This window comes from Chitinivorax sp. B, from assembly GCF_005503445.1.
Taxonomy (GTDB): domain Bacteria; phylum Pseudomonadota; class Gammaproteobacteria; order Burkholderiales; family SCOH01; genus Chitinivorax.
On record NZ_SCOH01000011.1, the window covers coordinates 73,019 to 96,316 of the forward strand.

A 23,298-nucleotide genomic window follows, 5' to 3' on the forward strand; every position below is an offset into this window, starting at 1 on the left:
TAGGCTGTGTTTTATGCCTGATAATCGGTGAAGGCATGGTCGGCCTATTCTGTTATCGTGTCTTAAAATCCGAAGCTATGCATATGGAGCCTTTCATGTCCGACGACAACAATTCGCAACGTATCAAGACCATCGCCATCGCAACAGCCATCGTGGCCTTGCTGGTTGGCGGCGGCGCCGCCATATTCGGTTCGTCCGACAAGAAAGCAGATGCAACCAAAGCTGCTGGCGGCAAACTCGCCAATTCGGACAGCAGCGCCAGCAGCGACACTTCGAGTGACGCCATGCAGAAACTGGCCGCCGAAACCAAGGCTGGCCGACAACCCCAAACCAGTAACAGCAAAACCATCTTGAGTGGTTCCGACGTGAAGCCAGGCGCAACCAAACTTGCCACGGCAACACCACCAGGCGCTGAGCATGGCGACATGATCAGCGGTGGCATGGGTGGAGGCAGTTCATCCAACGTTGCACCGTTCAAGAATGGCGATTTGGTATCGCTACAGTGTCAGGACACGGTACCCGGCCCCAAATGGCTGAATGGTTCTGTCAAGAGCAGTTCAGTCGGGTTATCCATGCAACAGGAAGCTGCACCTGCCTCCACGTGGTGGAAAGTCACCGTCAGCAACGAAGGCTCGATTGTTTTTGAAAGTCAGGACGGTGGTGCTGGCAATTTCCTGTCCACCAGCGGCACCACAGGCTTGCGCCTACAGCCCAACGCCAAGGACCCAGGCGCCATGTGGTTGGTCGAAAAATCGGAACGTGGCTGGTCATTACGCAATATGGACAATCCACAGGGCGGCCGATGGGTAGACTGTGTCGCAGCAGACAATAAAGTCTGGATGGCACCTAGCCGGGACGGCCATGTCAACGGCACCAGCTGGAAGATCGTGAAAAAACCCGCAGCCGGCTCCGAGTCTGCCACACAAAGCTGACCCATTGGAATCGGTCCCGTCGCCACGTGCCGGTCTGGCCCGTGGTGATTTTTTTGATCACTACACTCAAATCACATCACCACGCCAAAGCCTGTGATCAGCGATAGACTAATACGGGGATCTTGCTATGCGTCAGCACCTTGTTGGTCTCGCTACCCAACAACAGACTTTGCAAGCCACGCCGACCATGAGAAGCCATCAGAATCAGGTCACAACCGCACTGCTCAGCAACGCTCACAATCGCTTGGTAGATCGATTCACCCGTTACAGCCTCCGTTTTGCAAGTCACCCTGGCTTCTCGGGCCGCATCTGCCACAATACCAAGATAGCGATCGGCAATGCTTTGTTGGTGTTTCTGAAATTCGTCAACCGATGACACATTCAGTGGCGCATACTCTGTCACTGGCATCACAGGAAAGCGCTCCATCACATACAGTGCCGTGATGCGCGCATCCGTTTCAATTGCCAACTTAATAGCAGCATCTACTGCCTTGCCAGACAGTGGCGACCCATCAGTCGGGACCAGAATATGTTTGAACATGATGGATTCCTCCTCAAGTAAGCTCCAGCAAGTCCAGCATCAATGCAACGTACCAATTGAAAGCAGGAGCAGGTTGTGGATGTACACGGATCTAAGGTAATCGATCCCCAACAATGCGCTATTGATTGAAATCAAGGACCCTGAGGGCGATTCAACACCATGCAACCTGTCCGTCAGGCAGCCTTGACTTAAATTGTGTAGCGATGTGCAAATGGGTGACGGGGAATGTGCCAAGCTAAGTAGTACGGCCGCATGGTATCGCTGTCATTGGGCAAAAATACTTGGCCTGTATCTGGAGACATCCAGAAAAATAGGGGCTTTTGAGCCCACCCACATCATAGGGCGGGCAACAAAACCAATACCTGCTATCAAACCATCCGCAAGGTATTCAAAGCAGAACATGGCAGTTCATCTGCCGACATCCATCGCTGTAATCGATCGGCAGCGGACTGTAAGGCACTATCTGCTTCTGGCATCAGCCCGGCCAGCATCTGCCAGCCATGCCACATATGATCACCGACCAGAAAATCGACCCGCACACCAGCAATCTTGGCCTTTTCCATCAGGCGATCCGCATCACTAAACAATATCTCATCACTGCCAACTTGAATCACCAACGGCGGCAACCCACGCAAGTCTGCATATAAAGGAGAGATCAATGGCGTCGCTGGATCGCGTCCCGCACAATACATATCAGCCTGCCAAGCCAACCATGCGCGACTGATCATCGGATCTCGTTCGGCACGCGTAACCAAGCTGCCACCCGTCAACATCAGATCAGTCCAAGGAGACAACAGCAAGAGTGCCCCCGGCATCGGCCGACCACGCTCACGTATACGTAATGCTGTCGACAATGCCAACCCACCTCCTGCCGAATCCCCAGCGAGCACAATCCGTCTTGCGGCAACACCCTGCGCCAACAACCAGTCATATGCCGTTACTGCATCATCCAGCCCTGCGGGGAAAGGATGCTCAGGCGCAAGCCGATAGTTGGGCAACAATGCCTGACCATGTAGGCGTCGACATAGTCTGGCGACCAAACTCCGGTGTGTCCTCGCCGCCCCCATACAATATCCGCCGCCATGTAGAAATAGAAAAATCGGGCCATCGTCGTGATCTCTGAAGGTCAACCATTCACATGGCACCCGCTCCGCGTGGACAGTCTTGACTCGCAAGGTGGGCGGCACCGGCAAACAACTACCCGCATGCATCACATGCGAACGTTGCCTTGCCAGCGGCCATTCGGGATGCAGTTTGGAACTAAACCAGTGCTTGACTACTAGGCGATGAATATGACTGCGTAGACTTGGCATGACCCCTCCAATCCGGCAGGGTACAAGCCATACCAACGTATTGCAGGCCACTACATAGTCGCCCCAATACGTCACCTGGCATTGCTCCTTACTCGGGTATCGCTAGACCGTTAACACGGCCATCTCAACACGCCATCATGACCTCATGACAGGTCTACGGCGCATATCATGTCGATACAACTTGCGTGATGATCTGCTTTTACCCGGCACTCAATTGTCTGAGCTATTACGTGAAAAAAGGTTCAAGCCAATCAATACTTCGCAAGCAATCGATTCATCATAGCGCATACGTAATGCGTGCAACTATGTTTATAAATCATGCACCATCAAACAAAAACAACTCAACAACATTCGACTATTCAGATATAAATACCAGGATTCAGGCATGATTACTCCAACACCAGCCACGATTAATATGCATTGATGCGATAAAACGAGAATATAAACTTGAGAATGGATAGTCCTGCATGAAACACGAGTACCACAGCGCCCACAACATAAAATCAAATATCTACAATCAATAACTCAATAAAATCAATCCGCATAACTGCGATAAGACATACCAGATTACAATAGGCGGCTTTATATTTTGTTAGCTGTGAATAGCTTAGCTTGGCAGGTAGGTACGCCCCCCTCTCAAGCAACAAGACGCGGCACACTCCATGTAAAGACCTGATGGTCATCACCAGCAGATTGAAAAGTAAACATCGTCCGTCCGACCCGCGACTTAGGTGATCAAGGCTGCATTTTCCAACCAAATCAGGCCAATGGCTTGCACCATGCCAACGACCTCAACAACAAAGTGCTACCCAATTTGCTAGCATCACCAATACTATGAGACGCAGGTATGCAGTGAACACGCTGCTCAGCACGAGCAGCACCATCAGCCAGAGCGTAACTTTTTGCCAGCGTTGTATATCGACCTCCAACAGATACCAGCCTGCCAATAAGGTGCTCACGAATGGGCCAGCATGCAATGGCCACCATGACACCCAAGACGATGACATCAACCAGACCCAGTCAGGGGACCCCGTTAAGATCATACAAATAGCCACCTAACCACACACCAAGAAAACTACCAATCTAGTGCGAGAGGAAAACAAAGCCGGACAACATGCCCAAGTAGACTGACCTGAAAATATGGGCAATCAGACCGCTGGTCAGCGGTTTAGTAGACAACCACAGAAAACCCATTGCTGCAGCAAATGCGTACCACACACCTGCATACCTTGTCACCGGTTTGCTGAGCAATGAAAAACGTGATTCAAGCATACGACTGTGCCGATACTTTAGGCAGAAACTATTACAGCTTTTTTTGAGAAGGAACTACCACACTGCCCCCTAAAAAACAAACCGCCTTTACAGGCGGTGAGCGGAGTCTTGTTGTTTCTTATTATTCTATTTGAATGTATATCAGATTTATTCGTGCAATGACAGTTTTTATATTCAAAAAGAAAAATTTTGCCAGGCAAGCTCACCACGATAAAGTATCAAATAAGATGCGATGTGAACTGGCGAGAAATCGAAGGCCTCCATACCACAACATGCAAGCTCGCATATCGCCTGGCATCGTAATAATAGATTTGACAACGGAGCGTCAATCTTCATGACCATTACTCAAAACGGCAAGGCAATCTGATTTCGCAGCCACTATAATTCATGCCCTTCCACACAACTCATATGGCATGAAGTAGGCGCATATGCTCGACGCCATCGACGAAATCCCTGACGCGCTGGAAGCCCCGCCAAAAGGTTTTGATGCCGGGTTCACCGTCCCCCTTTCTGCCGAGAAACCCGCCGAGCATGGCGATCTGCCGGATGACTTCACGGATCGTCGGTGGCGTCGTCGGGATCGGCTTCTTGGCCAGGATATAGGCGCCTTTCCACTCGTCATCGGTGAAGAGCGTCGTCGCTGCGAGTTCCGGATGCGTCCACCCCAAGCGCACCAGGCGCGCCAGTCGCCACGCCACGACCATGTAGACGGCCAGGGCCAGTTCGAGCTTGCCGACATGTTTGAGCTGCAAGGCTTCGACCCGGCAGCCGTTCTTGAGCACGTTGAAGAAGGTCTCGATCTCCCAGCGGCAGCGATACCAGTCGATCAGTTCGACGACGGCGTCGAAGGTCGGTGCGCTTCGGTTCGTCAGCAGCCGCCACTCCACCGCCTTGATCCCAGTGGGCGCATGGCTTTCCCTGGCGATGCAGCAGGTGAGGTGCATGCGGCCGCCTTGGCCGTCGGGCAGCGTGAGCTGGCGCGCCCAAACCTGTTGGCGTACCAGGCGCGCCGCTTGCCCATGACGGGCAGCAATCATGACATCAATCGGGAAGGTGATCAGTTACCTGATCAGGTGAGGCCGCAAAGCACAGGCAGATGCGATGATTGCCAAAGCTTGCTGCACAAAGCACCAGCATTCAGCCCCCCCAAAATGTGTTATTGATTTGCGCAATGAATACAGCATCAGTAACGCAGCCTGGCTGAGCACGCACTTGCTCATAAAAGGTGGCGAGGGAAACAAACTGTGGCGGAGTATTCCAATTCACCATATCAGCAACGTTCAGATCTGCTCAAACAATGACAGCCGCTGAGTTTGCAAAAATGTCTTCTGTGCAGCCTCCAGAAAAGTCTGGGTCAATGCGAAATCGCTGATGGCCTGAGCATAGTCCAGCTCTCCCAAGTCACGATTCTGGGTAGCGTATTGTAACTTGAGATCATCAAGCGTATCCCGTACAGAATCCACTTCCTTCAACCTCGTCCCGATGTCTGCCTGAACGGTAGTGACATTGGTAATGGTATTTTCCAGGCTTTGCATGACCTGGCCCAGCTCGTTCTGGTAGTTGGCAGCTGCAGCTGGCGTATCTTTCTGCAATTTCAACAAATTGGCAAACTGCGTCATGGTATCGAAGATCTGCTTGTCCTTTGCCGCACTGATGGTAAACGTATCACCTTGAGCCGGAGCACTATCGATACTGGTTTGAATGCCAACATCGAATGCAACAGCCCCTGGATCACCCGGCAAGCGCCTGAAGTCAATGGCGGCATTAGGTTGATAGACACGAGCATATACGCCAGCGACAGGCGGTGCCCCGGTAAACACCGAATTGCCGGTGGCAGTCTCCGTGATGTCATAGCGGGTCACATTGGGGTTGACCGTGGTATCCACCTCGAACACGATAGTGAAATCCTTTACCGTGGCGGCCTGCCATTTGGCCAAGTCTTTCACTGTGCCAGGGGCAATGATACCTGTACCGGTATTCGTGGAAGGTGCTTTACCAACAAAGGTACCGTTGCCTTCCTTGATACGCTGGAACACGTCCCGGCCCGACTCACTGACTGGCAAGGCTCGTGACGGGCTGATCTGAATCTGCCGTTGCCCCTGATCCCCCAGATAAACCACTTGCCCAGGGGCAATCTCATCAAACGGTTTGGTATTCCCTTGATAGCCAGAATACAGATACTGCCCGTTGCCATCCGTAGCATTCGCCAAGCCCATCAACTCTTTGTAACGCTCTTCCAGCTCGGACAACAGCGCAGCCCGATCAGACTGGGTCAACGTCGGGTTACCGGCGTAAACTGCCTGGGTTTTTACATTTTGCAGCAAGGCAGTCACCGATTGCAGATAGCCTTCACTCAATGAAACCGCAGACCGGGCATTCTGACCATTGACCATGAACTGTTCGTTCAATGCAGCAGCCTGATCCACTTGCAACATCTGGGCCGACGCCACCGGGTCGTCGGCGGGAGTCAGTACACGCCGGCCACTGGAAATCTGCTGTTGCAGCTTGACCAGATCAAACTGATTCTGCCGCACGCTATCGATGCCCAGATTATAGATATTGAGAGTACTGAAACGCATAGCCATGATACGACGTCCTTAAATATCCAGAATACTCTGGAAGGTTTGCTGCGCGATGCTGATGACCTTGCTGGCCGCCAGATAAGCCTGCTGGTACTTGAGCAGATTGGCTGCTTCTTCATCCAGATTCACCCCGGAGAACGCGCTTTTCTGCGAATTGGCTTCCTTCACCAGCGTATCCTGTGCTTTTACGCCAATCTTGATCTCGCTAGCCTGATTTCCGACGCTACTTACCATCTGACTGTAAGCAGATTGATAGGTTGCCGAAGCATCCCCCAGTACATTGGCCGTTTGCAGATTAGCCATCGCCAATGCATTACGGTTGTCTGCAGAACCGTTAGTGTTGGGGCCAACCGTAAACACATCCCCCGCCACTGGCCCGCCGGACAATTTGATTGACCAGCCATTGAAACCAACTGCGTTGGATGTAGCCGGGTTGTAGTTCAGGCCCGTTGCCAACGTAGTACCTGTTGTCGTGTCCACCACGTTGAACTGGGTAGTAGAGGTAAAGGTAATCGTCACGTTGTTGCGGACTGCATCCAGCTGCGGCAAAAACACCGACTGCGGGGGATTGGGTACTGGCGCCCCAACGGGCCGGGCTGCCGGGTCCGGTACCACCTCGGCAATCGTACCAGTACCAGTATTGGCACTACCCTTGGATGCCACAGTCTTGTCAATAACGAATTGATCTCCCGTCGCCGGCGCACCCGTCAATGTGGTCTGCCAACCATTCACAGTGACCGTGGCATTAGCCGGGTAAGCCCAGGTGTAACTCGCCGGCGTCAACGGCAAAGCCGCGCCCGGTGGCGCGATGGGCGCACCAGTAGTGGTATTGGTGACGGTAAAGGTAGTAGCGCTAGTGAAATTGATGGTCACCTTGTCGTATGGCGAATTGCTGACACCACCATCTATCTTACCAGTACCCACATTGCTCAGCGGTGCATCTGTACGAAACGGTGCAGCGGCTGCAATACGCTTCACGTCAGTGATCATCACGTCGATGTCACGTCCACCACCCCGTACTGGCTGCACCAGGAACGAATCTCCTGAAATCGGTGCGCCAGAGCTGCGCTGGAAAGTTACGCCATCCATGGTGAAACCAGCAGTCATCTGCGCAGCACTTGCAGTCTGTTTGAAATTATCGGAAAGGCGGATCACATCATAGGTACCTGCCTGGGTGAACACGACACGGTAATCACTGGCCGTCAGCTCGCCAACGGATGACAGACTGGCCTGAATCTGTGCATTCCCGCCATTATTGGCATGTGATACCACGCGTGGTGTACTGACTTTGAACAGGTCACCACCAGGATTGCCATCCAGATCCTGCCCCAATCGATGCTGCTCATTCATAGTGCGGGCCAGCCCGACAGCCACTCGTCCCAGCGCATTCTGGGCCAAGTCCAGGGTATTGGTACGGAAATTGAGCAACGCACCCAGTTTACCCCCTTGCAGGAGATTGTCCGGGATCGGTACATCACTGAAACCCTGCTTGAACGATACCGAGATGGATTCCGGATCGGCTGCGGAAGGTACGGCCGCAAACTGGTTTGCAGTCCCGCCCAGCACCAGCATCTGACCACTACCGACCGCCACACTGATCGAGCCATCGGTCTGGGGAAGTGTGGTTACCTTCACCAGCTTGTTCAGCTCCACAATCACCGCATCACGCTGATCCAGCAAATCGTTCGGGTCACGACCGGCACCGGAAGTACGGGCAGCGATCTCATTGTTCAGGTCGGCCACCTTACGGGCTAAGGCATTGACTTGGCTGACGGTCGACGTGATCTGCTCATTCACCCCTTTACGAACTTCTTGCAAGCGACCGTCAATTTGACGGAAACGACTGGTCAGCGTGTTGGCAAGGCTGATCATCTGTTGTCGGGCAGGTGCAGACGCCGGATTGGAGGCTGCACTCTGCAAACCCTTGAAGAAATCCTGAATGGATGGCGACAACCCGACTGTTGGATCAGCCACAATGCCATCGATGATATTGATCTGCTGTTCGTAGCCTTTCAAATAACCTTGAACAGCTTCGGCAGACAGAATGGACTGCTGCAGGAAGTTATCGTAGGCACGAACCACATTGGTCACCTCGACACCACGGCCAAAAAAACCGGCCCCAGTGAACAGCGGCTTGTTTGCCTCCTGCCGGATTTCCTGACGGTTATAACCTGCGGTACCGGCATTGGCGACATTGTGGGATGTCGTCAACAGTCCAGCCTGGGCGGCATTCAATCCCGTCAACGCAATACCAAAAATTCCGCTAGCCATGTTTCAACCCCTGTCGTCTGTTACGACGCATCAATATTCATTAACGGCATCAATCAATAAAAATTGAGTACCAATCAAACCCACTGCTGATATGCAGCCATCGCAGCCCGACGCATCACCTGATGCCCTGCCACCTTGGTCAATTTGTTGGCGTAATTCGGATCAGTCGCATAGCCACCGCTTTGTAATGCTTTGGCAAACCCGGCAGCGTCATGACCCTGGTTCAACACTTCGCGATACCGTCCATTGCTCTGTAACAACTGGGCATAATCATTGAATGCTACCTGATACGATTCGTATGCCCTGAAACGCTCTACTCGCTTCTCCGCCTTGCCATTCACATATTCTGTCGTGGTGACTTCAGCTACTGGCCCTTGCCAGTTTTTACCAGCCTTGATGCCGAATACATTGTGACTGTCCCGCCCTTGATCATCGCGAATCACCCGCTTACCCCAACCGGTCTCCAGTGCCGCTTGCGAAGCCAGCAAGTGTGGTGCCACACCAAGCGATTCCGCTGCAGGTTTGGCATGGATGATCATCTTGTCGACAAATTGCTGCATAGCAGACTTGGTCAATGGGACAGCCTGCAGATCAGGCCGGGTGACAGGCAATGCCACACCCTTAGGCTGTTTCATGTCGGCCGGCAACTGAACAGGCGCCATCACGCGGTCACGTGTCAGTTGCTGCAAGATCATGTCAGCCAAGCCAACCCCGCCTTTGCTGGACATCTGCGTGGCGTACTGATCATCCAGCAACCCAGTGAACATCTTGGTTTCTTCACTACCGAACAGATCATTTTCAGGCATGCTAGCGCGCATATTGCGCATCATCATCTGCAGAAACATCGCCTCGAACTGCTGCGCCACACCTTTCATGGCACCTTTTTCATCCCGCTTGGCCTGCAATTTCAAGGCATCCAGACTGTTGACATCCACGCTCAGGCGATTGTTGATGTCCGGGCCACCAAGACGACTTAACAGAATGGAAGCATTGCTGGAGAGACTTTGCATGATCGCATCACCTTGTGATTTCCGTTGACGAGACGGTGATATTTGCACTACAACGCCGTCATTTGACATAAATCTAGCAAGATACAGGCCAGCAATTACAAGGAGATGGGCAGATAAGACACAGCCGGGCATGCAACATGACACATACCCGACAGCGACTGGATCAGATGATTTCCAGCTCGGCCTTCAATGCGCCTGCTGCTTTCATGGCCTGCAAAATAGAAAGTAGATCTTGTGGCGTGGCACCAATGGAATTAAGTGCTTTCACCACATCCGCCAGCTTGGCACTTTTCGCCAGCTGTAAGACACGCCCCTGGTCGGATTTGATGGCGATATCGGCATTCTGTACTGGCGTGGTTTGCCCACCAGACAAAGGATTGGGCTGACTGACATCATTTCTCGCCCCGATCGAAACGGACAGATTGCCATGCGATACCGCACAAGGTTCAATGGTCACTGCCTGATTCATCACCACTGAGCCAGTACGAGCATTGATCACCACTCGGGCGGCATTCTCTGCCGGGTCGACGGCAAGATTTTCCAAACGCGCCAAAAACTGTACCCGCTCGTTTGAATCCTGCGGTGCACGCACCTGGATCTGCCGACCATCAATTGCACGAGCGGTATCCGAACCGAATTTGCTGTTGATCTCATTGACCACTCGGTTAGCCGTGGTGAAATCGCTCTGCTGCAGCTCGACATGAATGAAATCACCTTGCCCCAAGTTGGTTGGCACCGCCCGTTCTACCGTGGCACCGGCTGGAATCCGCCCTGCATTGAGCTGGTTGACCTGCGCACTGGAACCGGCCGCTGAGGCGCCGGCCCCACCCAACAGGATATTGCCTTGGGCAATGGCATAAATCTGGCCGTCAGCCCCGCGCAACGGTGTCATCAGCAATGTACCGCCCCGCAAGCTTTTACTGCTGCCAATGGACGATACCGTTACGTCAATCGGCTGCCCTGGCCGGGCAAAAGCTGGCAGCGATGCAGTCACCGACACCGGTGCAGCATTCTTGGCAGATAGCGATGTGCCCGGTGGAATTTGCACCCCCAGTTGGGTCAGCATGGCGGTCAGACTCTGCGAGGTCAACGTTGAGCTATCGCCTGAGCCATCCAGCCCCACCACCACACCATAACCGACCAACTGGTTGCTGCGTACACCCTGGATCGACGCCAGCTCCTTCAACCGCTGCTGAGCCTGACTGGGCAATGCCATCACCGCCACACCCACGCATAATAGGTAAATTGACAGTCGTTTCATATCAGAACGGCATCACCGTCAGGAAAAAACGCTGCAGCCAACCCGATTCCTGCACGGCACTGAGCGCCCCGGTAGCACGCTGCTCGATCCGGGCATCTGCAACCTTGGTGGAGGAAACCGTATTACCAACCTTGATATCGGACGGATTGACGACCCCGGAGAATCGGAGAAACTCATGTTCGTTGTGTATGGCAATCTGCTTCTCACCCGCCACCATCAAGTTGCCATTGGGTAAAACTTCCGTCACGGTGACCGTAATCGAGCCAGTAAAAGTATTAGTGGCGGTTGCCTCACCTTTGCCCTCGTGGTTGTTACCCGAACTGGTCTTGACGCTCAATTGCCCCAATTTATCGACCACACCCGGCGCGTAAGGTATCGAAAATGGATTGGCGCTAAGGCTCATGCTACCAGTCCGATTGGCCTTGGTATCGGACTTGGTACTAGCTGATAACTTTTCCTCGATGGCAATAGTCAGGATATCGCCTACCCGTCGTGCCACTCGGTCTTCAAACAGCCCATTGCTGCCACTTTGGAAAATGGCGCCACTGCCACTGGCCATCGGTACGGCGGCAATCGGCCGCACCGTAGTCGGACCTTGCACAATGGCGCGCGGCGTGCTGGTGCAGCCGGCCAATGCAGCCAATATGCCAATACTTGCAAGCAATTGTTTCATCACATCACCTTTACAACTGGGTCAACCGCTGCAACATCTGATCCGACGTCTGAATCGCCCGGGAATTGATCTCGAACGAGCGCTGCGCCTGAATCATGTTGATCAACTCCTCCGTTACATTGACATTCGAATTCTCGACATAGGTATGCAGCAGGATACCGGTACCGTTTTGCCCCGGCGTGTTCACTTGTACAGCACCAGATGCCGCCGTTTCTAGATAGAGGTTCTCGCCTTTCGATTGCAATCCCGCCGGGTTGATGAAATCAGCCAACAGGATTTGACCAACCTGTACCGGTGCCACATTGCCCGGCTGTACCACGGTCACAATGCCATCCAGCCCGACCGTCACACTCTGGACATCGGCGGGAATGGTAATGTTGGGTAGCAACAAATAGCCACTGGATGTCACGATCTGGCCTTGGCTATTCAACTCAAACGAACCATCACGCGAATAGGCGGTACTACCATCCGGCATCTGGATCTGAAAAAAGCCGCGCCCATTGATCGCAATATCGAACGGATTGTCCGTCTTCTGCAGCGTTCCTTCCGTATGGTTACGGGCAGTTGCCACCACACGCGCCCCAACACCCAGTTGAAGGCCGGTCGGGATTTCGTTGGTTTGTGTGGCAAGTGCGCCCGGCTGGCGCAAGGTCTGGTAGATCAAGTCTTCAAAGATGGCCCGCTGCCGCTTGTAGCCAGTGGTGTTGACGTTGGCCAGGTTGTGAGAAATAACATCGATATGCGTTTGTTGCGCATCCATACCGGTCTTGGCGACCCAGAGTGCTCTGATCATTCGCGTACCCGTTTCTTTTGGTAATGACCTATTGAGTGCCGGCAGTATTTGCTGGCATGTACAGCCAAGTCAGCTTAATGCCAGGATTTGCGCAGCCTGCCGCGCATTTTGGTCTGCCGTCTGCAACAACTTGATCTGGGTTTCATATTGGCGGGCATGGCTGATCATGCTCACCAGCGATTCCACTGCATTGACGTTACTAGCCTCCAGAGCGCCGGCATAAACCTGCACTTCAGGGGCTGCCTCAGTCGGTACGCCATCACGGGTCCGAAACAGACCGTCAGGCCCTTTCGCCAGATTCAATGCTGGCGGATTGACCAGCTTCAAGCGACCAATTTCAGCCCGATTTTGCGGGCCATTGATAGGAATCGCGACGACCACGCCATCATTACCGATTTCTACCCGGTTGCCCGCAGGCACCGTAATTTCGCCGCCGTCGCCCAGCACGGTCAGCCCATTACGGGTACGCAGAATGCCTTCCGCATCAATCTCAAAGCTGCCATGACGCGTATAGGCTTCGCCCTGCGGCGTCTGTACGGTGAACCAACCCTGGCTACGAATGGAGGCATCCAGCTCGCGCCCGGTGTATTGGATCGGGCCCGCGGTCAAATCCGCACCAGCGGTCTGATCCACGACGAAGGTCCGAGTTGGCAACGCTGGGCTGCCAACCACCGGTAAAGCACGGAAGGCATTCTCCTCTGCCTTGTAACCTGGTGTATTGGCATTGGCCAGGTTATGCGCCGTTGATGCCTGTTGCAGCATCAAGTGCTTGGCACCATTCATGGCAACATAGATCAGCCTGTCCATGCGTGTTCCTTACGTGTCAATCAATCGATCAGCGCAGACTGACCAGCGTCTGCAAAACGGAATCCTGCGTTTTGATGGTTTGCGCATTGGCCTGATAGCTGCGTTGTGCCGTGATCATGTTTACCAACTCAGCTGTCAGATCGACGTTGGAATCCTCCATCGCACCGGACTGCAAGGTCCCAAACCCTGCATCCCCTGGCAAACCCACCTGTTCGGTACCCGCCTGGAAGGTTTGTACCCATTGGTTGTTACCCGCCGGCTGCAACCCCTGTACGTTCGGGAAGCTGGCCAGCCGCACAAAACCTTCGGTACGGCTTTGGCCGTTGGTGTAACGCACGGTGATCGCGCCGGTTGGCGAGATCGAGAATCCAGCCAATTGCCCTGGCGCAAAGCCATCTTGCTGGGCCTTGACAGAGAAGCCAGAGGCAAACTGGGTCGAACCCTTGAAGTTCAACGGGAAATCCAAGCTGCGGTACGGTGGTGCATTACCAGCCGCGCCATAGGTCACCACGGTATTGATACCCTTGACCTGGTTAATATTGGTCAATTCGTCCGCGATGCCTTTCAGATTCAGACTGATGTCGGGTGGAGTCGATGGCGGATAGCTGGTACCAGCCACTTTATAACCGGTCAACTGACCATTGGTGTCGAAGGTCAGGCGCAAATCAGCCAAACCTGCCAATGGCAGACCTGTGATCGGATCATAGGCGTTACCAGTCCCATTAACCTGAGGCAGAAAGGCTCCGCCCCCTGGGGCACGTACCCCGACATTAGCTGCACTGGCACCATCGGCCACCATCATCACCGCCCACTCGTTCGGGACTTCGGTTTTGATGTAGAAAGTAGTCAGTGCATGCGCCATACCTTCGCTATCGTATACCGTCAATGAAGTCGCTGTGGTATAGCTGGATGCATCTGGAATCGGGCTACCCAACGGGCCGCCAACCGGTGTAGTCGATGATTTGAAATTGTTTTTGTTGGTAGGCGTGGTTTTGGTTGCATCAAGGTTGACGTTGAACATCGCCCCCCGCTCCGCTCCCAGGCTGGCCCCAGTAGCCTGGGGCGCAGACTGGCCGTTGGGGTCGATACGCAGATTGATTTCCTTACCACGATCCGCCACATCTCTGGCTACGCCAGTCAAGGCATCCACCGCTTGGGTCACCCCAAAACCAGTCAGATAATTGCCCCGGTTATCAACCAAGTAACCAAACTTATCCTGCTTGAATTGGCCATTACGGGTGTAACTGATGGCACCGGCTGGCGATGACATGCGGAAGAACCCATTGTCGTTGATAGCCAGATCCAGTGGGTTGGCCGACGAGGTGATATTACCCTGTGTAAATTGCTGCGCCACGCGACTGACGTAGGCACCAATCCCCGCCTGGGTACCTGACAATCCCACTAGGGTGGATGCAAAGATATCCGCAAATTCGGTACGGGAGTACTTGAAGCCAACCGTATTGGCATTGGCCACGTTGTTGCCGATCACATCCAGATTCTTGGCTGATACGTTCAGACCGGACAAACCTTGTTGAAAACCCATTGTCTATACTCCTGCCATTACACGATTTGCTTCACATCGGCGAAAGCCACATTACCCAGCTTGCCAACATCAAGTTTGACACCATCATCACCCAACAACACACTATTGACCCGCGAAAAAGCATATGGCATTGCCTGGATCGATTTACCTTTGTACGATGCGCTGATTTCAAAATGGTACTGCCCGTCCGGCAGTTGACTACCCTTGTCGTCCTTGCCATCCCATGCCAGTCGCAGCACGCCCGCACTTTGACCGCCCAGCTCCTGCTTGCTGACCAGCTTGCCATCCTTGTCGAGAATCGATACTGTCACCTGATCGACATCTTCGGCAAAATTGACACCCGCAGCACCCTTGCTGCCCGCGAGATCAATCAGATTGCCTGGCACCAGCGCCTGCCGGCCAATCACACTGGCAGCCTGCATGGCCTGCCCGGCCATCATGCTTTTCGACAGTGCTGCGATCGATTCATTCAGCTTGGTAATCCCCGCTACGGTGTTGATCTGCGCCATTTGCGAAGTCACCTGTGCGTTATCCAGCGGATTCAGTGGATCCTGATTACGCATCTGCGTGGTCAACAGGCGAAGGAAGCGGTCCTGAGCCTCTTCCATGGTATTGGTGGTTTTCTTGGCCGCACTCGTCCCGTTGGTATTCTGGGTTGAGCCGGCACCACCGATGTTGTTCACGTCAGCCATCAGGGTCTCCTTACTGACCGATCTGCAGGGTTTTCAGCAGCATGGTCTTGGCGGTATTCATCATGTCTGCGTTGGTTTGGTAAGAGCGGGAGGCTGAGATCATGTTCACCATCTCCTCCACCGCATTGACATTTGGAAATGTCACATAGCCATTGCCATCGGCAAACGGGCTGGTCGGATCATAAACAATACGCGGTGGTGCCGGGTCTTCAATCACCTCGCGTACCCGCACCCCGGCCACATTCGGCTGACTCTTTGTCAGCGGCGTGGTTTCAAATACCACCTGCTTCGCCTTGTAGACCTCACCAGTGCTGGAAGTGGCACTGTCGATATTCGCCAGATTGCTGGCCACCACATTCAATCGCTGTGACTGAGCTGTCATTGCAGAACCGGCGATATCGAATACCTTGAACATGGTCCGGCTCCTAATCAGCGAGTCTGCATCGCACTCGTCAACGAGCGAATACGACTATTGAGGAAAGTTAGTTCGGCTTGGTAGCGGACTGCATTGTCGGTGAAATTGGCCAGCTCGGTATCGGTATCCACCGTATTACCATCAATACTGGCCTGCTTTTCCAGGCGATACAGTACTTGTGCGCCAGCCGCACTCCCGTCTGCCGGGCCAAGATGGCGCTTGTGTGTCGTATTCAACTTCAAATCACCGCGATTACCCATTGCACCACTGAGCGCTGCAGCAAAATCGATATCCTTGGCTTTGTAACCCGGGGTATCAGCGTTGGCAATGTTGGAGGCAATCAGCTCCTGCCGGAAAGTACGCAGCTTGATGGCTTTTTCCAGAAAAGCGAATTCGCGATCAATTTTGCCGAGCATGGCAGTCTCCAAAAGTCTTGCTCAACCTCAAGCACGATATGTGCCAATACGCATTTCCTGCCAAAATGCTTGATATACCAAGAGAGAACCATGTGTAGTGGTAAATGACAGAAGCGACGGCACCCGCTGGCGGCAAGATTTGCCGGCAACAATGACAAACTGTCGGCAATAAGTGAACAAAGGCACAACTGGGCAATCGTTGGGTAGTGGCTCATCCGTCAAGATGTGGGATCAGCACCACTGATATTCGCTCATCACTTGAGGAGCTGCCATCAATTTATTCAGCGAAAAACATACTAGTCGGCAGCAAGTACCTTATTCTTGCCGGCTTTTTTGGCCCGATACATGGCATCATCCGCCCGCCCGATCACTGAGTCCTGCTCCTCCCCCGGTCGATAGCGGGCCACACCTGCGCTGAAGGTAATCAGCAGTCGCTCATTATTGAACAGGAAAAAGCGCTTAGTCAGCTCACGCTGCAAACGCTCCATGACGCGAATACCCTCATCCTGTTCAGTATTGACCAGCAACACCACAAATTCCTCACCGCCATAGCGAGCCACAATATCCGTTGGTCGCAAGGTGTCCCGTACCACACCCGCCAGATGAACCAGCGCGCCATCTCCGGCGCTATGCCCCAGTCGATCATTCAGTTGCTTGAAATTATCAACATCCAGCAAGGCGACGCACAGAGGCGCCGCTTCCCGTTCCGAGCGGGACACCTCGGCAAAGAAAGCATCATCCAGACCACGCCGGTTCAATGCCCCTGTCAGATGGTCCTGTTTGACCTTTTCGCTGATGGCTCGCAATTCACCCTCAAGATTACGGATACGCTCTTCCGCATCCTGCGCCTGCTGGCGAGCCAATTGCATTTCGTCGCGAGAGCGCAGCATATCGGTCTGCACACTGCGGGTATCATTCATCAGATCAGCCAGCAACTGGTTCAATTGCAGCATATCGTCCGTTTCCTGGATGCGTTCAGCGTAGATTTTGACCTTATCGTGATAGCCACCAGTACTATTGGACATGACGCCCAGACGGTCGATGAACGTTGCCACCATATGCTTGAATGTTTCCTTGGCTTCATTCAGGCCGTGCTTGAGCGCCCCCTGCTTGATGATCAAATCCTTGAAACTGGCCTCTGCCGCATAGATCTGCCGTGCGGTAAGGGGTTTGTCGATCATGTCACGCAGTACTGCCACCTGCCCGTCAATCCACTGGTCGTCCACAACCAGCTCACCAATATTGTCGACCAACAGCTCCAGCAAACGCAGCAGCCCGGTGAACAGACGCTCATCATGGTCATTATGCAATTCAAGTTTGATGCAGAATTTTTTGGTCTGCGCAGCAAAGCGTTGTAAGGTTGTTTCATCACGCACCTCCCGCACTGCAACCAGCAAGGCTTCCGCTTCGCCTTGCAACTCCGGGAAGGGCTTCAAACGTGCCACCAACCCACTCGACACAATCAGTGACATCAATTCAGACCAGGCTGCCAAACCCACCATACCCGCGCTGACAGCCGCTGCACCCTCAACAGCACCCTGAGCATTCCCGGTTACCTTTCGTGATACATCAGCACCAACGGCCTCTTCATCTGCCGTTTCGACACCAGCCTCTGGCTCCCCCCCCTCTGCCCAACTCTTCAGCATCCCTGCAAGCTTCTCGTTCAACTGGGCTAGATCACTACCAAAATTGATCAACACCCGCTCAAGTGCATCCTTCTTTTTGCCACTGGAAAAACCGGGGCGGTGCAGATCCCATTCCCGCAGCAATTCGCGAATCAATTCAGGCCACGGACGCGAGAAACGACGTCCTGCTAAACTATTCAGGATTTCGTCTTCATACAGATTGAAAAACTTGGGCCATTGCTGCGCTGCAGCCAACTGATCCAGCTCTTTGATGGCTCGACCACGAGCAGGGCTTCCCTTGGCAGCTTGTTGTAAAGGTTTCAACAATTCACCCAACAACTCGCTATGACCAGTTGCCACAGCATCACGAATACCAGCGATTTCGTTGTAGATCTTGCGGTAATTGTCTGGATCAGGCATGACCTTGCGCTGAGCCATCAATTTCAAGGTTTCACGTGCGACCAGCGAAGGATTGACGTTTTTTTCCATGATTGTTCCGAGCACGACAACAGCCACCGTGCTCAATCAGCAAGGTGGTACAACACACATCACAGCAATATATGCATTGTAGGCGCTGGTGGACAGGCTTTCATCATTGTATTTGTCCATCCATACTTAAAAATCGGATCAGCAAAGATGTCATGAGCTCAAACAAACACGCTGAGCAGGCGCGACAATCGGCATGCCCAGTCAACGAGTATGACGGCGCACAAACCAAACGGTGCTATGGGGCACGCCCAGTAACAGAAGCAGGGGGAGTAGATAGGGTTGGTGGTGCTTGTACGGGCGTTTCCAGAACCTGAAAGAACACCTCATCATGCCGGATCATACCCAATTCGTTACGTGCACGTTCTTCAATGGCATCGTAACCCTGTTTGAGGTCGTTCACTTCCGCCTCAAGCGACGCATTGCGCGCCTGCAGTTGCTCGTTGACCCCTTTCTGCTTGACCAGTTCACTGTCGTTCTTCCAAACGCTCAGCCAGCTGCCTTTGCCTACCCACAAGGGGTATTGCAGCAACGCGATCAATGCAACCAGAATGAGGGTGAGAAAACGCATAGTCAATTAAAACACTCGCGACGATCGCCGCGAGTGTTACAGGTCACCAAGTAAATTACAAGCCTTACTTCAGATGATAGAAGGCTTTGCGGCCAGGATAGTAGGCCGCATCACCCAATTCTTCTTCGATACGCAGCAATTGGTTGTACTTGGCCATACGATCAGAACGGCTCAGCGAACCAGTCTTGATCTGCATGCAGTTGGTTGCCACAGCCAGATCGGCGATGGTGCTGTCTTCGGTTTCGCCCGAACGATGCGACATGACCGAGGTGTACAGATTGCGCTTGGCCAGATCCACGGCTTGCAGTGTTTCGCTTAAGGTGCCAATCTGGTTGATCTTCACCAACAGCGAATTGCAGATGCCTGTTTCAATACCCTTGGCCAGAATCTTGGGGTTGGTCACGAATACATCGTCACCGACCAGCTGTACCTTCTTGCCCAACTTGTCAGTCAGCAGCTTCCAACCGTTCCAGTCATGCTCACTCATACCATCTTCGATGGAGATGATCGGGTACTTGTCCGCCAGCGTTGCCAGGTAGTCAGCAAACTGTTCGGAAGTCAGTTTCAGGCCGCCCTCGCCTTCCAGCACATAGTGGCCATCTTTGTAGAACTCGGAGCTGGCGCAATCCAGAGCGAACAATACATCGTCACCCGGAGTATAACCAGCAGCGGTCACCGCTTCACTGATCAATGCCAGCGCTTCTTCGTTCGACTTCAGATTCGGTGCGAAACCACCTTCGTCGCCTACGGTAGTCGGCATACCTTTGGCATCGATGATCTTCTTCAGGTGATGGAACACTTCAGCACCGCAACGCAGCGCATCACGGAAGGTCTTTGCACCCACCGGCATGATCATGAATTCCTGGATATCCAGGCTGTTGTTGGCATGCGCACCACCGTTGATGACGTTCATCATCGGCACCGGCAATGCCATTGGGCCAGCACCACCCAGGTAACGGTACAGCGGCAAGCCAGCTTCTTCTGCAGCAGCCTTGGCAACAGCAACCGACACCGCCAGGATGGCATTCGCACCCAAACGGCTCTTGTTATCGGTACCATCCAGCTCAATCAACGTCTTGTCGATGAAAGCCTGATCAGCAGCATCCAGACCAATGATGGCCTCGCAGATTTCGGTGTTGACGGCTTCAACCGCCTTCAACACACCCTTACCCAAATAACGGGTCTTGTCACCGTCACGCAGCTCGACGGCTTCCTTTTCACCGGTGGAAGCACCGGAAGGTACCGCTGCACGACCCATGACGCCGGATTCCAGCAGTACATCAGCTTCAACGGTGGGGTTGCCACGGGAATCCAGAATCTCGCGTGCTACGACTTCAACGATAGAGCTCATCTCTCAACCTTATGTTCAATCAGTGGATGAATGGGTTCTGCTAACTTATTTGGACCACGACCGTGGTCACTGGCCCAGGAGTTCGTTTTCGGCAAAGCCGGCTTGCTTGACCAGTGCATCAATTGCCTGCAAGGTCTTCAGCAAATCTTTCAACTTGCCCAGCGGCCAGGCATTGGGTCCATCCGACATCGCCTCACACGGGTTCGGATGGGTTTCCATGAACAGGCCAGCCACGCCCGTTGCCACCGCAGCGCGCGCCAGTACAGGTACAAATTCACGTTGTCCGCCAGAGGATGAACCTTGCCCACCCGGCAACTGCACGGAGTGAGTAGCATCGAATACAACCGGGCAACCAGTTTCCCGCATGATGGCCAAACTGCGCATATCGGAAACCAGATTGTTGTAACCAAAGCTGACACCGCGTTCACAGGCCATGAAGTTATCTTCGGGCAGTCCAGCCTCACGTGCCGCCTCACGCGCCTTGTCCATGACATTCTTCATGTCATGCGGAGCCAGGAACTGACCTTTCTTGATATTAACCGGCTTACCAGACTGCGCACAGGCCCGGATGAAATCCGTCTGACGGCACAGGAAAGCTGGTGTCTGCAACACATCCACCACATCAGCAACCGGCTTGATCTGGTCGATATCATGAATATCGGTCAGCACGGGTACGGCTAATTGCTCCTTGACCTTGGCGAGGATGCGCAGCCCCTCTTCCATGCCGAAGCCACGGAATGACTTGCCAGAGGAACGATTCGCCTTGTCGAAGCTGGATTTGTAAACGAATGGGATGCCCAGTTCAGCTGCAATTTCCTTGAGTTGTCCGGCGGTATCGATGGCAAATTGTTCGCCCTCGATGACGCAGGGGCCGGCGATCAGGAAAAACGGGTGATTCAACCCGACTTCAACGCCACACAGTTTCATGATCACATCCTGTTTAGCGATGATGGAGCACACTGCTCACACCACCGACACGATGACAAAAACAAGCCGGCATCAAGCCGGCTTGTGTATTCCAATCAGCAGTGCAATCCCTCACGCCCATTTTCGCGGGCGTAGGTAATTGCAGCCTCGACATACGCCTGGAACAACGGGTGCCCGTCGCGCGGTGTCGAAGTGAATTCCGGGTGGAACTGGCAACCGAAGAACCAGCGATGGTTCGGCAGCTCAATGGTTTCACACAGATGATTCGGATCGGTCGAACGGCCACTGACTTTCAGGCCAGCTGCTTCCAGGCGTGGCAAGTAGTGGTTGTTGACTTCATAACGGTGGCGATGGCGCTCAACAATGCGGTTTGCACCATAAATACGTGCTGCCAGCGAATCCGCCTGCAGGTCACAGTCCTGACCACCCAGGCGCATGGTGCCACCCATATTGGAGTTCTCGTCACGGGTTTCGATCTTGCCGTCACGATTGATCCACTCGTCAATCAACGCCACCACCGGGAACGGGGTTTCGCGTGTGAATTCAGTGGAGTTGGCATCGGTCATGCCAGCCACATCGCGGGCATATTCGATCAACGCCAGTTGCATACCCAAACAGATGCCCAGGTACGGAACATTGTGCTCACGGGCATAGCGCACAGCACGGATCTTGCCTTCCACACCACGCTTACCGAAACCACCCGGCACCAGGATTGCATCCATGTCCTTCAGTTCGTGCAGATCACCGGTTTCCAACTCTTCGGAATCCAGATAATGAATCCTCACTTCGCTACGAGTATGAATTCCCGCGTGTTTCAATGCTTCGATCAATGACTTGTAGGATTCGGTCAGATCAACATATTTGCCGACCATCGCCACATTAACTGTCTGACCAGGATTTTCCACAGCCTCGACAATATTGTCCCACATGCTCAAATCCGCTTTAGGCAGATTCAATTGCAATTGCTTGCAGATGATCTCGTCGATACCCTGATCGCACAACACACGAGGAATCTTGTAGATCGAATCCATATCCGGGCAGGACACCACAGCACGCTCGGACACATTGGTGAACAACGCGATCTTCTTGCGTTCATCTTCCGGCACCATACGGTCAGCACGGCAAATCAACACATCCGGCTGGATACCGATTTCGCGCAGCTCCTTGACCGAGTGCTGAGTTGGCTTGGTTTTGATTTCACCTGCCGCAGCAATATATGGCACATAGGACAGATGCACGAAGCAAGTGTTTTCACGGCCCAGCTCAACACCCATCTGGCGGATCGCTTCCAGGAACGGCAGCGACTCGATATCACCCACAGTACCGCCCACTTCGATCACAGCCAGTTCAGCTTCGCTAGCACCCTGATTGATGAACAATTTCATCTCATCGGTGATGTGCGGAATTACCTGTACGGTTTTACCCAGGTAATCACCACGACGCTCTTTCTTGATCACTGACTCGTAGATCTGGCCGGTGGTGAAGTTGTTGCACTTGCGCATCTTGGCCTGGATGAAGCGCTCATAGTGGCCCAGGTCAAGATCGGTTTCCGCGCCGTCTTCAGTCACGAACACTTCGCCGTGCTGCATTGGGCTCATGGTGCCAGGATCTACGTTGATATACGGGTCCAGCTTCATCATGGTGACCTTGAGGCCGCGGGATTCGAGGATAGCTGCAAGTGACGCGGCGGCGATGCCTTTTCCTAAAGAGGAGACAACGCCGCCGGTAACGAAGATATATTTAGTCATGTTGATACTGGCTAAATTGAATTCCGTATTCTACAGGAAATGGGACCTTTCCTCAATTCGGCGCAAGGC

General features: G+C 53.4%; 20 protein-coding genes and 2 pseudogenes. 1 reads left to right on the forward strand and 21 read right to left on the reverse strand.

The window, feature by feature from the left end:
• Positions 1-95 precede the first annotated feature (95 nt).
• The gene (locus FFS57_RS08955) at positions 96-932 is read left to right on the forward strand and encodes a hypothetical protein (RefSeq protein ID WP_137937445.1); all 837 of its coding nucleotides are present in this window, start codon (positions 96-98) and stop codon (positions 930-932) included.
• Positions 933-1,029: 97 nt separating this feature from the next.
• On the opposite strand, the gene FFS57_RS08960 is transcribed toward FFS57_RS08955, so the two are convergent.
• The 21 genes and pseudogenes from FFS57_RS08960 to pyrG all read right to left on the reverse strand — a co-directional run bounded on the left by FFS57_RS08960 (position 1,030) and on the right by pyrG (position 23,229).
• Positions 1,030-1,473: a universal stress protein gene (locus FFS57_RS08960; RefSeq protein ID WP_137937446.1), complete on the reverse strand. Its 444-nt coding sequence runs from the start codon at positions 1,471-1,473 to the stop codon at positions 1,030-1,032.
• A gap of 368 nt (positions 1,474-1,841) precedes the next feature.
• Positions 1,842-2,786, reverse strand: a complete 945-nt coding sequence (locus FFS57_RS08965) for an alpha/beta hydrolase (protein WP_137937447.1) — start codon at positions 2,784-2,786, stop codon at positions 1,842-1,844.
• 939 nt (positions 2,787-3,725) lie between these two features.
• Positions 3,726-3,998: pseudogene (locus tag FFS57_RS26255) on the reverse strand (MFS transporter); the annotation flags it as partial.
• A 234-nt stretch (positions 3,999-4,232) separates the two neighbouring features.
• The gene (locus tag FFS57_RS26260; RefSeq protein ID WP_502705905.1) at positions 4,233-4,400 is read right to left on the reverse strand and encodes a DUF6331 family protein; all 168 of its coding nucleotides are present in this window, start codon (positions 4,398-4,400) and stop codon (positions 4,233-4,235) included.
• 62 nt (positions 4,401-4,462) lie between these two features.
• Positions 4,463-5,092: pseudogene (locus FFS57_RS08975) on the reverse strand (IS4 family transposase); the annotation flags it as partial.
• A gap of 246 nt (positions 5,093-5,338) precedes the next feature.
• A complete protein-coding gene (flgL, locus tag FFS57_RS08980) occupies positions 5,339-6,643 on the reverse strand; it encodes a flagellar hook-associated protein FlgL (RefSeq protein WP_137937449.1) in 1,305 nt (434 codons plus the stop codon).
• Positions 6,644-6,655: 12 nt separating this feature from the next.
• The gene (flgK, locus tag FFS57_RS08985; protein WP_137937450.1) at positions 6,656-8,911 is read right to left on the reverse strand and encodes a flagellar hook-associated protein FlgK; all 2,256 of its coding nucleotides are present in this window, start codon (positions 8,909-8,911) and stop codon (positions 6,656-6,658) included.
• 74 nt (positions 8,912-8,985) lie between these two features.
• Positions 8,986-9,921, reverse strand: a complete 936-nt coding sequence (gene flgJ / locus FFS57_RS08990) for a flagellar assembly peptidoglycan hydrolase FlgJ (protein WP_137937451.1) — start codon at positions 9,919-9,921, stop codon at positions 8,986-8,988.
• Positions 9,922-10,084: 163 nt separating this feature from the next.
• Positions 10,085-11,182: a flagellar basal body P-ring protein FlgI gene (locus tag FFS57_RS08995; RefSeq protein ID WP_137937452.1), complete on the reverse strand. Its 1,098-nt coding sequence runs from the start codon at positions 11,180-11,182 to the stop codon at positions 10,085-10,087.
• A 1-nt stretch (position 11,183) separates the two neighbouring features.
• The gene (locus tag FFS57_RS09000) at positions 11,184-11,855 is read right to left on the reverse strand and encodes a flagellar basal body L-ring protein FlgH (protein WP_137937453.1); all 672 of its coding nucleotides are present in this window, start codon (positions 11,853-11,855) and stop codon (positions 11,184-11,186) included.
• A 10-nt stretch (positions 11,856-11,865) separates the two neighbouring features.
• Complete coding sequence (gene flgG / locus FFS57_RS09005; RefSeq protein WP_137937454.1) at positions 11,866-12,648, reverse strand: flagellar basal-body rod protein FlgG; 783 nt, start codon at positions 12,646-12,648, stop codon at positions 11,866-11,868.
• A 69-nt stretch (positions 12,649-12,717) separates the two neighbouring features.
• Positions 12,718-13,455: a flagellar basal-body rod protein FlgF gene (gene flgF, locus FFS57_RS09010; RefSeq protein WP_137937455.1), complete on the reverse strand. Its 738-nt coding sequence runs from the start codon at positions 13,453-13,455 to the stop codon at positions 12,718-12,720.
• Between the two features lie 28 nt (positions 13,456-13,483).
• Positions 13,484-14,998 carry a flagellar hook protein FlgE gene (gene flgE, locus FFS57_RS09015; RefSeq protein WP_137937456.1) on the reverse strand — a complete coding sequence of 505 codons (1,515 nt, stop codon included), beginning with the start codon at positions 14,996-14,998 and terminating at the stop codon, positions 13,484-13,486.
• Positions 14,999-15,015: 17 nt separating this feature from the next.
• The gene (locus tag FFS57_RS09020; RefSeq protein ID WP_137937457.1) at positions 15,016-15,690 is read right to left on the reverse strand and encodes a flagellar hook assembly protein FlgD; all 675 of its coding nucleotides are present in this window, start codon (positions 15,688-15,690) and stop codon (positions 15,016-15,018) included.
• Positions 15,691-15,700: 10 nt separating this feature from the next.
• Positions 15,701-16,105, reverse strand: a complete 405-nt coding sequence (gene flgC, locus FFS57_RS09025) for a flagellar basal body rod protein FlgC (RefSeq protein WP_137937458.1) — start codon at positions 16,103-16,105, stop codon at positions 15,701-15,703.
• Between the two features lie 14 nt (positions 16,106-16,119).
• Complete coding sequence (flgB, locus tag FFS57_RS09030; protein ID WP_137937459.1) at positions 16,120-16,521, reverse strand: flagellar basal body rod protein FlgB; 402 nt, start codon at positions 16,519-16,521, stop codon at positions 16,120-16,122.
• 296 nt (positions 16,522-16,817) lie between these two features.
• Positions 16,818-18,635: a diguanylate cyclase gene (locus FFS57_RS09035; protein ID WP_137937460.1), complete on the reverse strand. Its 1,818-nt coding sequence runs from the start codon at positions 18,633-18,635 to the stop codon at positions 16,818-16,820.
• Between the two features lie 235 nt (positions 18,636-18,870).
• Entirely contained in the window at positions 18,871-19,203 is a 333-nt protein-coding gene (ftsB, locus tag FFS57_RS09040) for a cell division protein FtsB (RefSeq protein ID WP_137937496.1), read from the reverse strand.
• Positions 19,204-19,267: 64 nt separating this feature from the next.
• Positions 19,268-20,554, reverse strand: coding sequence for a phosphopyruvate hydratase (gene eno, locus FFS57_RS09045; protein ID WP_137937461.1), 1,287 nt, complete (start codon positions 20,552-20,554; stop codon positions 19,268-19,270).
• Between the two features lie 66 nt (positions 20,555-20,620).
• Entirely contained in the window at positions 20,621-21,481 is an 861-nt protein-coding gene (gene kdsA / locus FFS57_RS09050) for a 3-deoxy-8-phosphooctulonate synthase (RefSeq protein ID WP_137937462.1), read from the reverse strand.
• Positions 21,482-21,576: 95 nt separating this feature from the next.
• Complete coding sequence (gene pyrG / locus FFS57_RS09055; protein WP_137937463.1) at positions 21,577-23,229, reverse strand: CTP synthase; 1,653 nt, start codon at positions 23,227-23,229, stop codon at positions 21,577-21,579.
• Positions 23,230-23,298: the final 69 nt, after the last annotated feature.

What these genes read in the sequence shown, in the direction of transcription:
- FFS57_RS08955 (WP_137937445.1), top strand. Translation starts at nt 96, where the DNA reads ATGTCCGACGACAACAATTCGCAACGTATCAAGACCATCGCCATCGCA.
- FFS57_RS08960 (WP_137937446.1), bottom strand. Translation starts at nt 1,473, where the DNA reads ATGTTCAAACATATTCTGGTCCCGACTGATGGGTCGCCACTGTCTGGC.
- FFS57_RS08965 (WP_137937447.1), bottom strand. Translation starts at nt 2,786, where the DNA reads ATGCCAAGTCTACGCAGTCATATTCATCGCCTAGTAGTCAAGCACTGG.
- FFS57_RS26260 (WP_502705905.1), bottom strand. Translation starts at nt 4,400, where the DNA reads ATGGTCATGAAGATTGACGCTCCGTTGTCAAATCTATTATTACGATGC.
- flgL (WP_137937449.1), bottom strand. Translation starts at nt 6,643, where the DNA reads ATGGCTATGCGTTTCAGTACTCTCAATATCTATAATCTGGGCATCGAT.
- flgK (WP_137937450.1), bottom strand. Translation starts at nt 8,911, where the DNA reads ATGGCTAGCGGAATTTTTGGTATTGCGTTGACGGGATTGAATGCCGCC.
- flgJ (WP_137937451.1), bottom strand. Translation starts at nt 9,921, where the DNA reads ATGCAAAGTCTCTCCAGCAATGCTTCCATTCTGTTAAGTCGTCTTGGT.
- FFS57_RS08995 (WP_137937452.1), bottom strand. Translation starts at nt 11,182, where the DNA reads ATGAAACGACTGTCAATTTACCTATTATGCGTGGGTGTGGCGGTGATG.
- FFS57_RS09000 (WP_137937453.1), bottom strand. Translation starts at nt 11,855, where the DNA reads ATGAAACAATTGCTTGCAAGTATTGGCATATTGGCTGCATTGGCCGGC.
- flgG (WP_137937454.1), bottom strand. Translation starts at nt 12,648, where the DNA reads ATGATCAGAGCACTCTGGGTCGCCAAGACCGGTATGGATGCGCAACAA.
- flgF (WP_137937455.1), bottom strand. Translation starts at nt 13,455, where the DNA reads ATGGACAGGCTGATCTATGTTGCCATGAATGGTGCCAAGCACTTGATG.
- flgE (WP_137937456.1), bottom strand. Translation starts at nt 14,998, where the DNA reads ATGGGTTTTCAACAAGGTTTGTCCGGTCTGAACGTATCAGCCAAGAAT.
- FFS57_RS09020 (WP_137937457.1), bottom strand. Translation starts at nt 15,690, where the DNA reads ATGGCTGACGTGAACAACATCGGTGGTGCCGGCTCAACCCAGAATACC.
- flgC (WP_137937458.1), bottom strand. Translation starts at nt 16,105, where the DNA reads ATGTTCAAGGTATTCGATATCGCCGGTTCTGCAATGACAGCTCAGTCA.
- flgB (WP_137937459.1), bottom strand. Translation starts at nt 16,521, where the DNA reads ATGCTCGGCAAAATTGATCGCGAATTCGCTTTTCTGGAAAAAGCCATC.
- FFS57_RS09035 (WP_137937460.1), bottom strand. Translation starts at nt 18,635, where the DNA reads ATGGAAAAAAACGTCAATCCTTCGCTGGTCGCACGTGAAACCTTGAAA.
- ftsB (WP_137937496.1), bottom strand. Translation starts at nt 19,203, where the DNA reads ATGCGTTTTCTCACCCTCATTCTGGTTGCATTGATCGCGTTGCTGCAA.
- eno (WP_137937461.1), bottom strand. Translation starts at nt 20,554, where the DNA reads ATGAGCTCTATCGTTGAAGTCGTAGCACGCGAGATTCTGGATTCCCGT.
- kdsA (WP_137937462.1), bottom strand. Translation starts at nt 21,481, where the DNA reads ATGAAACTGTGTGGCGTTGAAGTCGGGTTGAATCACCCGTTTTTCCTG.
- pyrG (WP_137937463.1), bottom strand. Translation starts at nt 23,229, where the DNA reads ATGACTAAATATATCTTCGTTACCGGCGGCGTTGTCTCCTCTTTAGGA.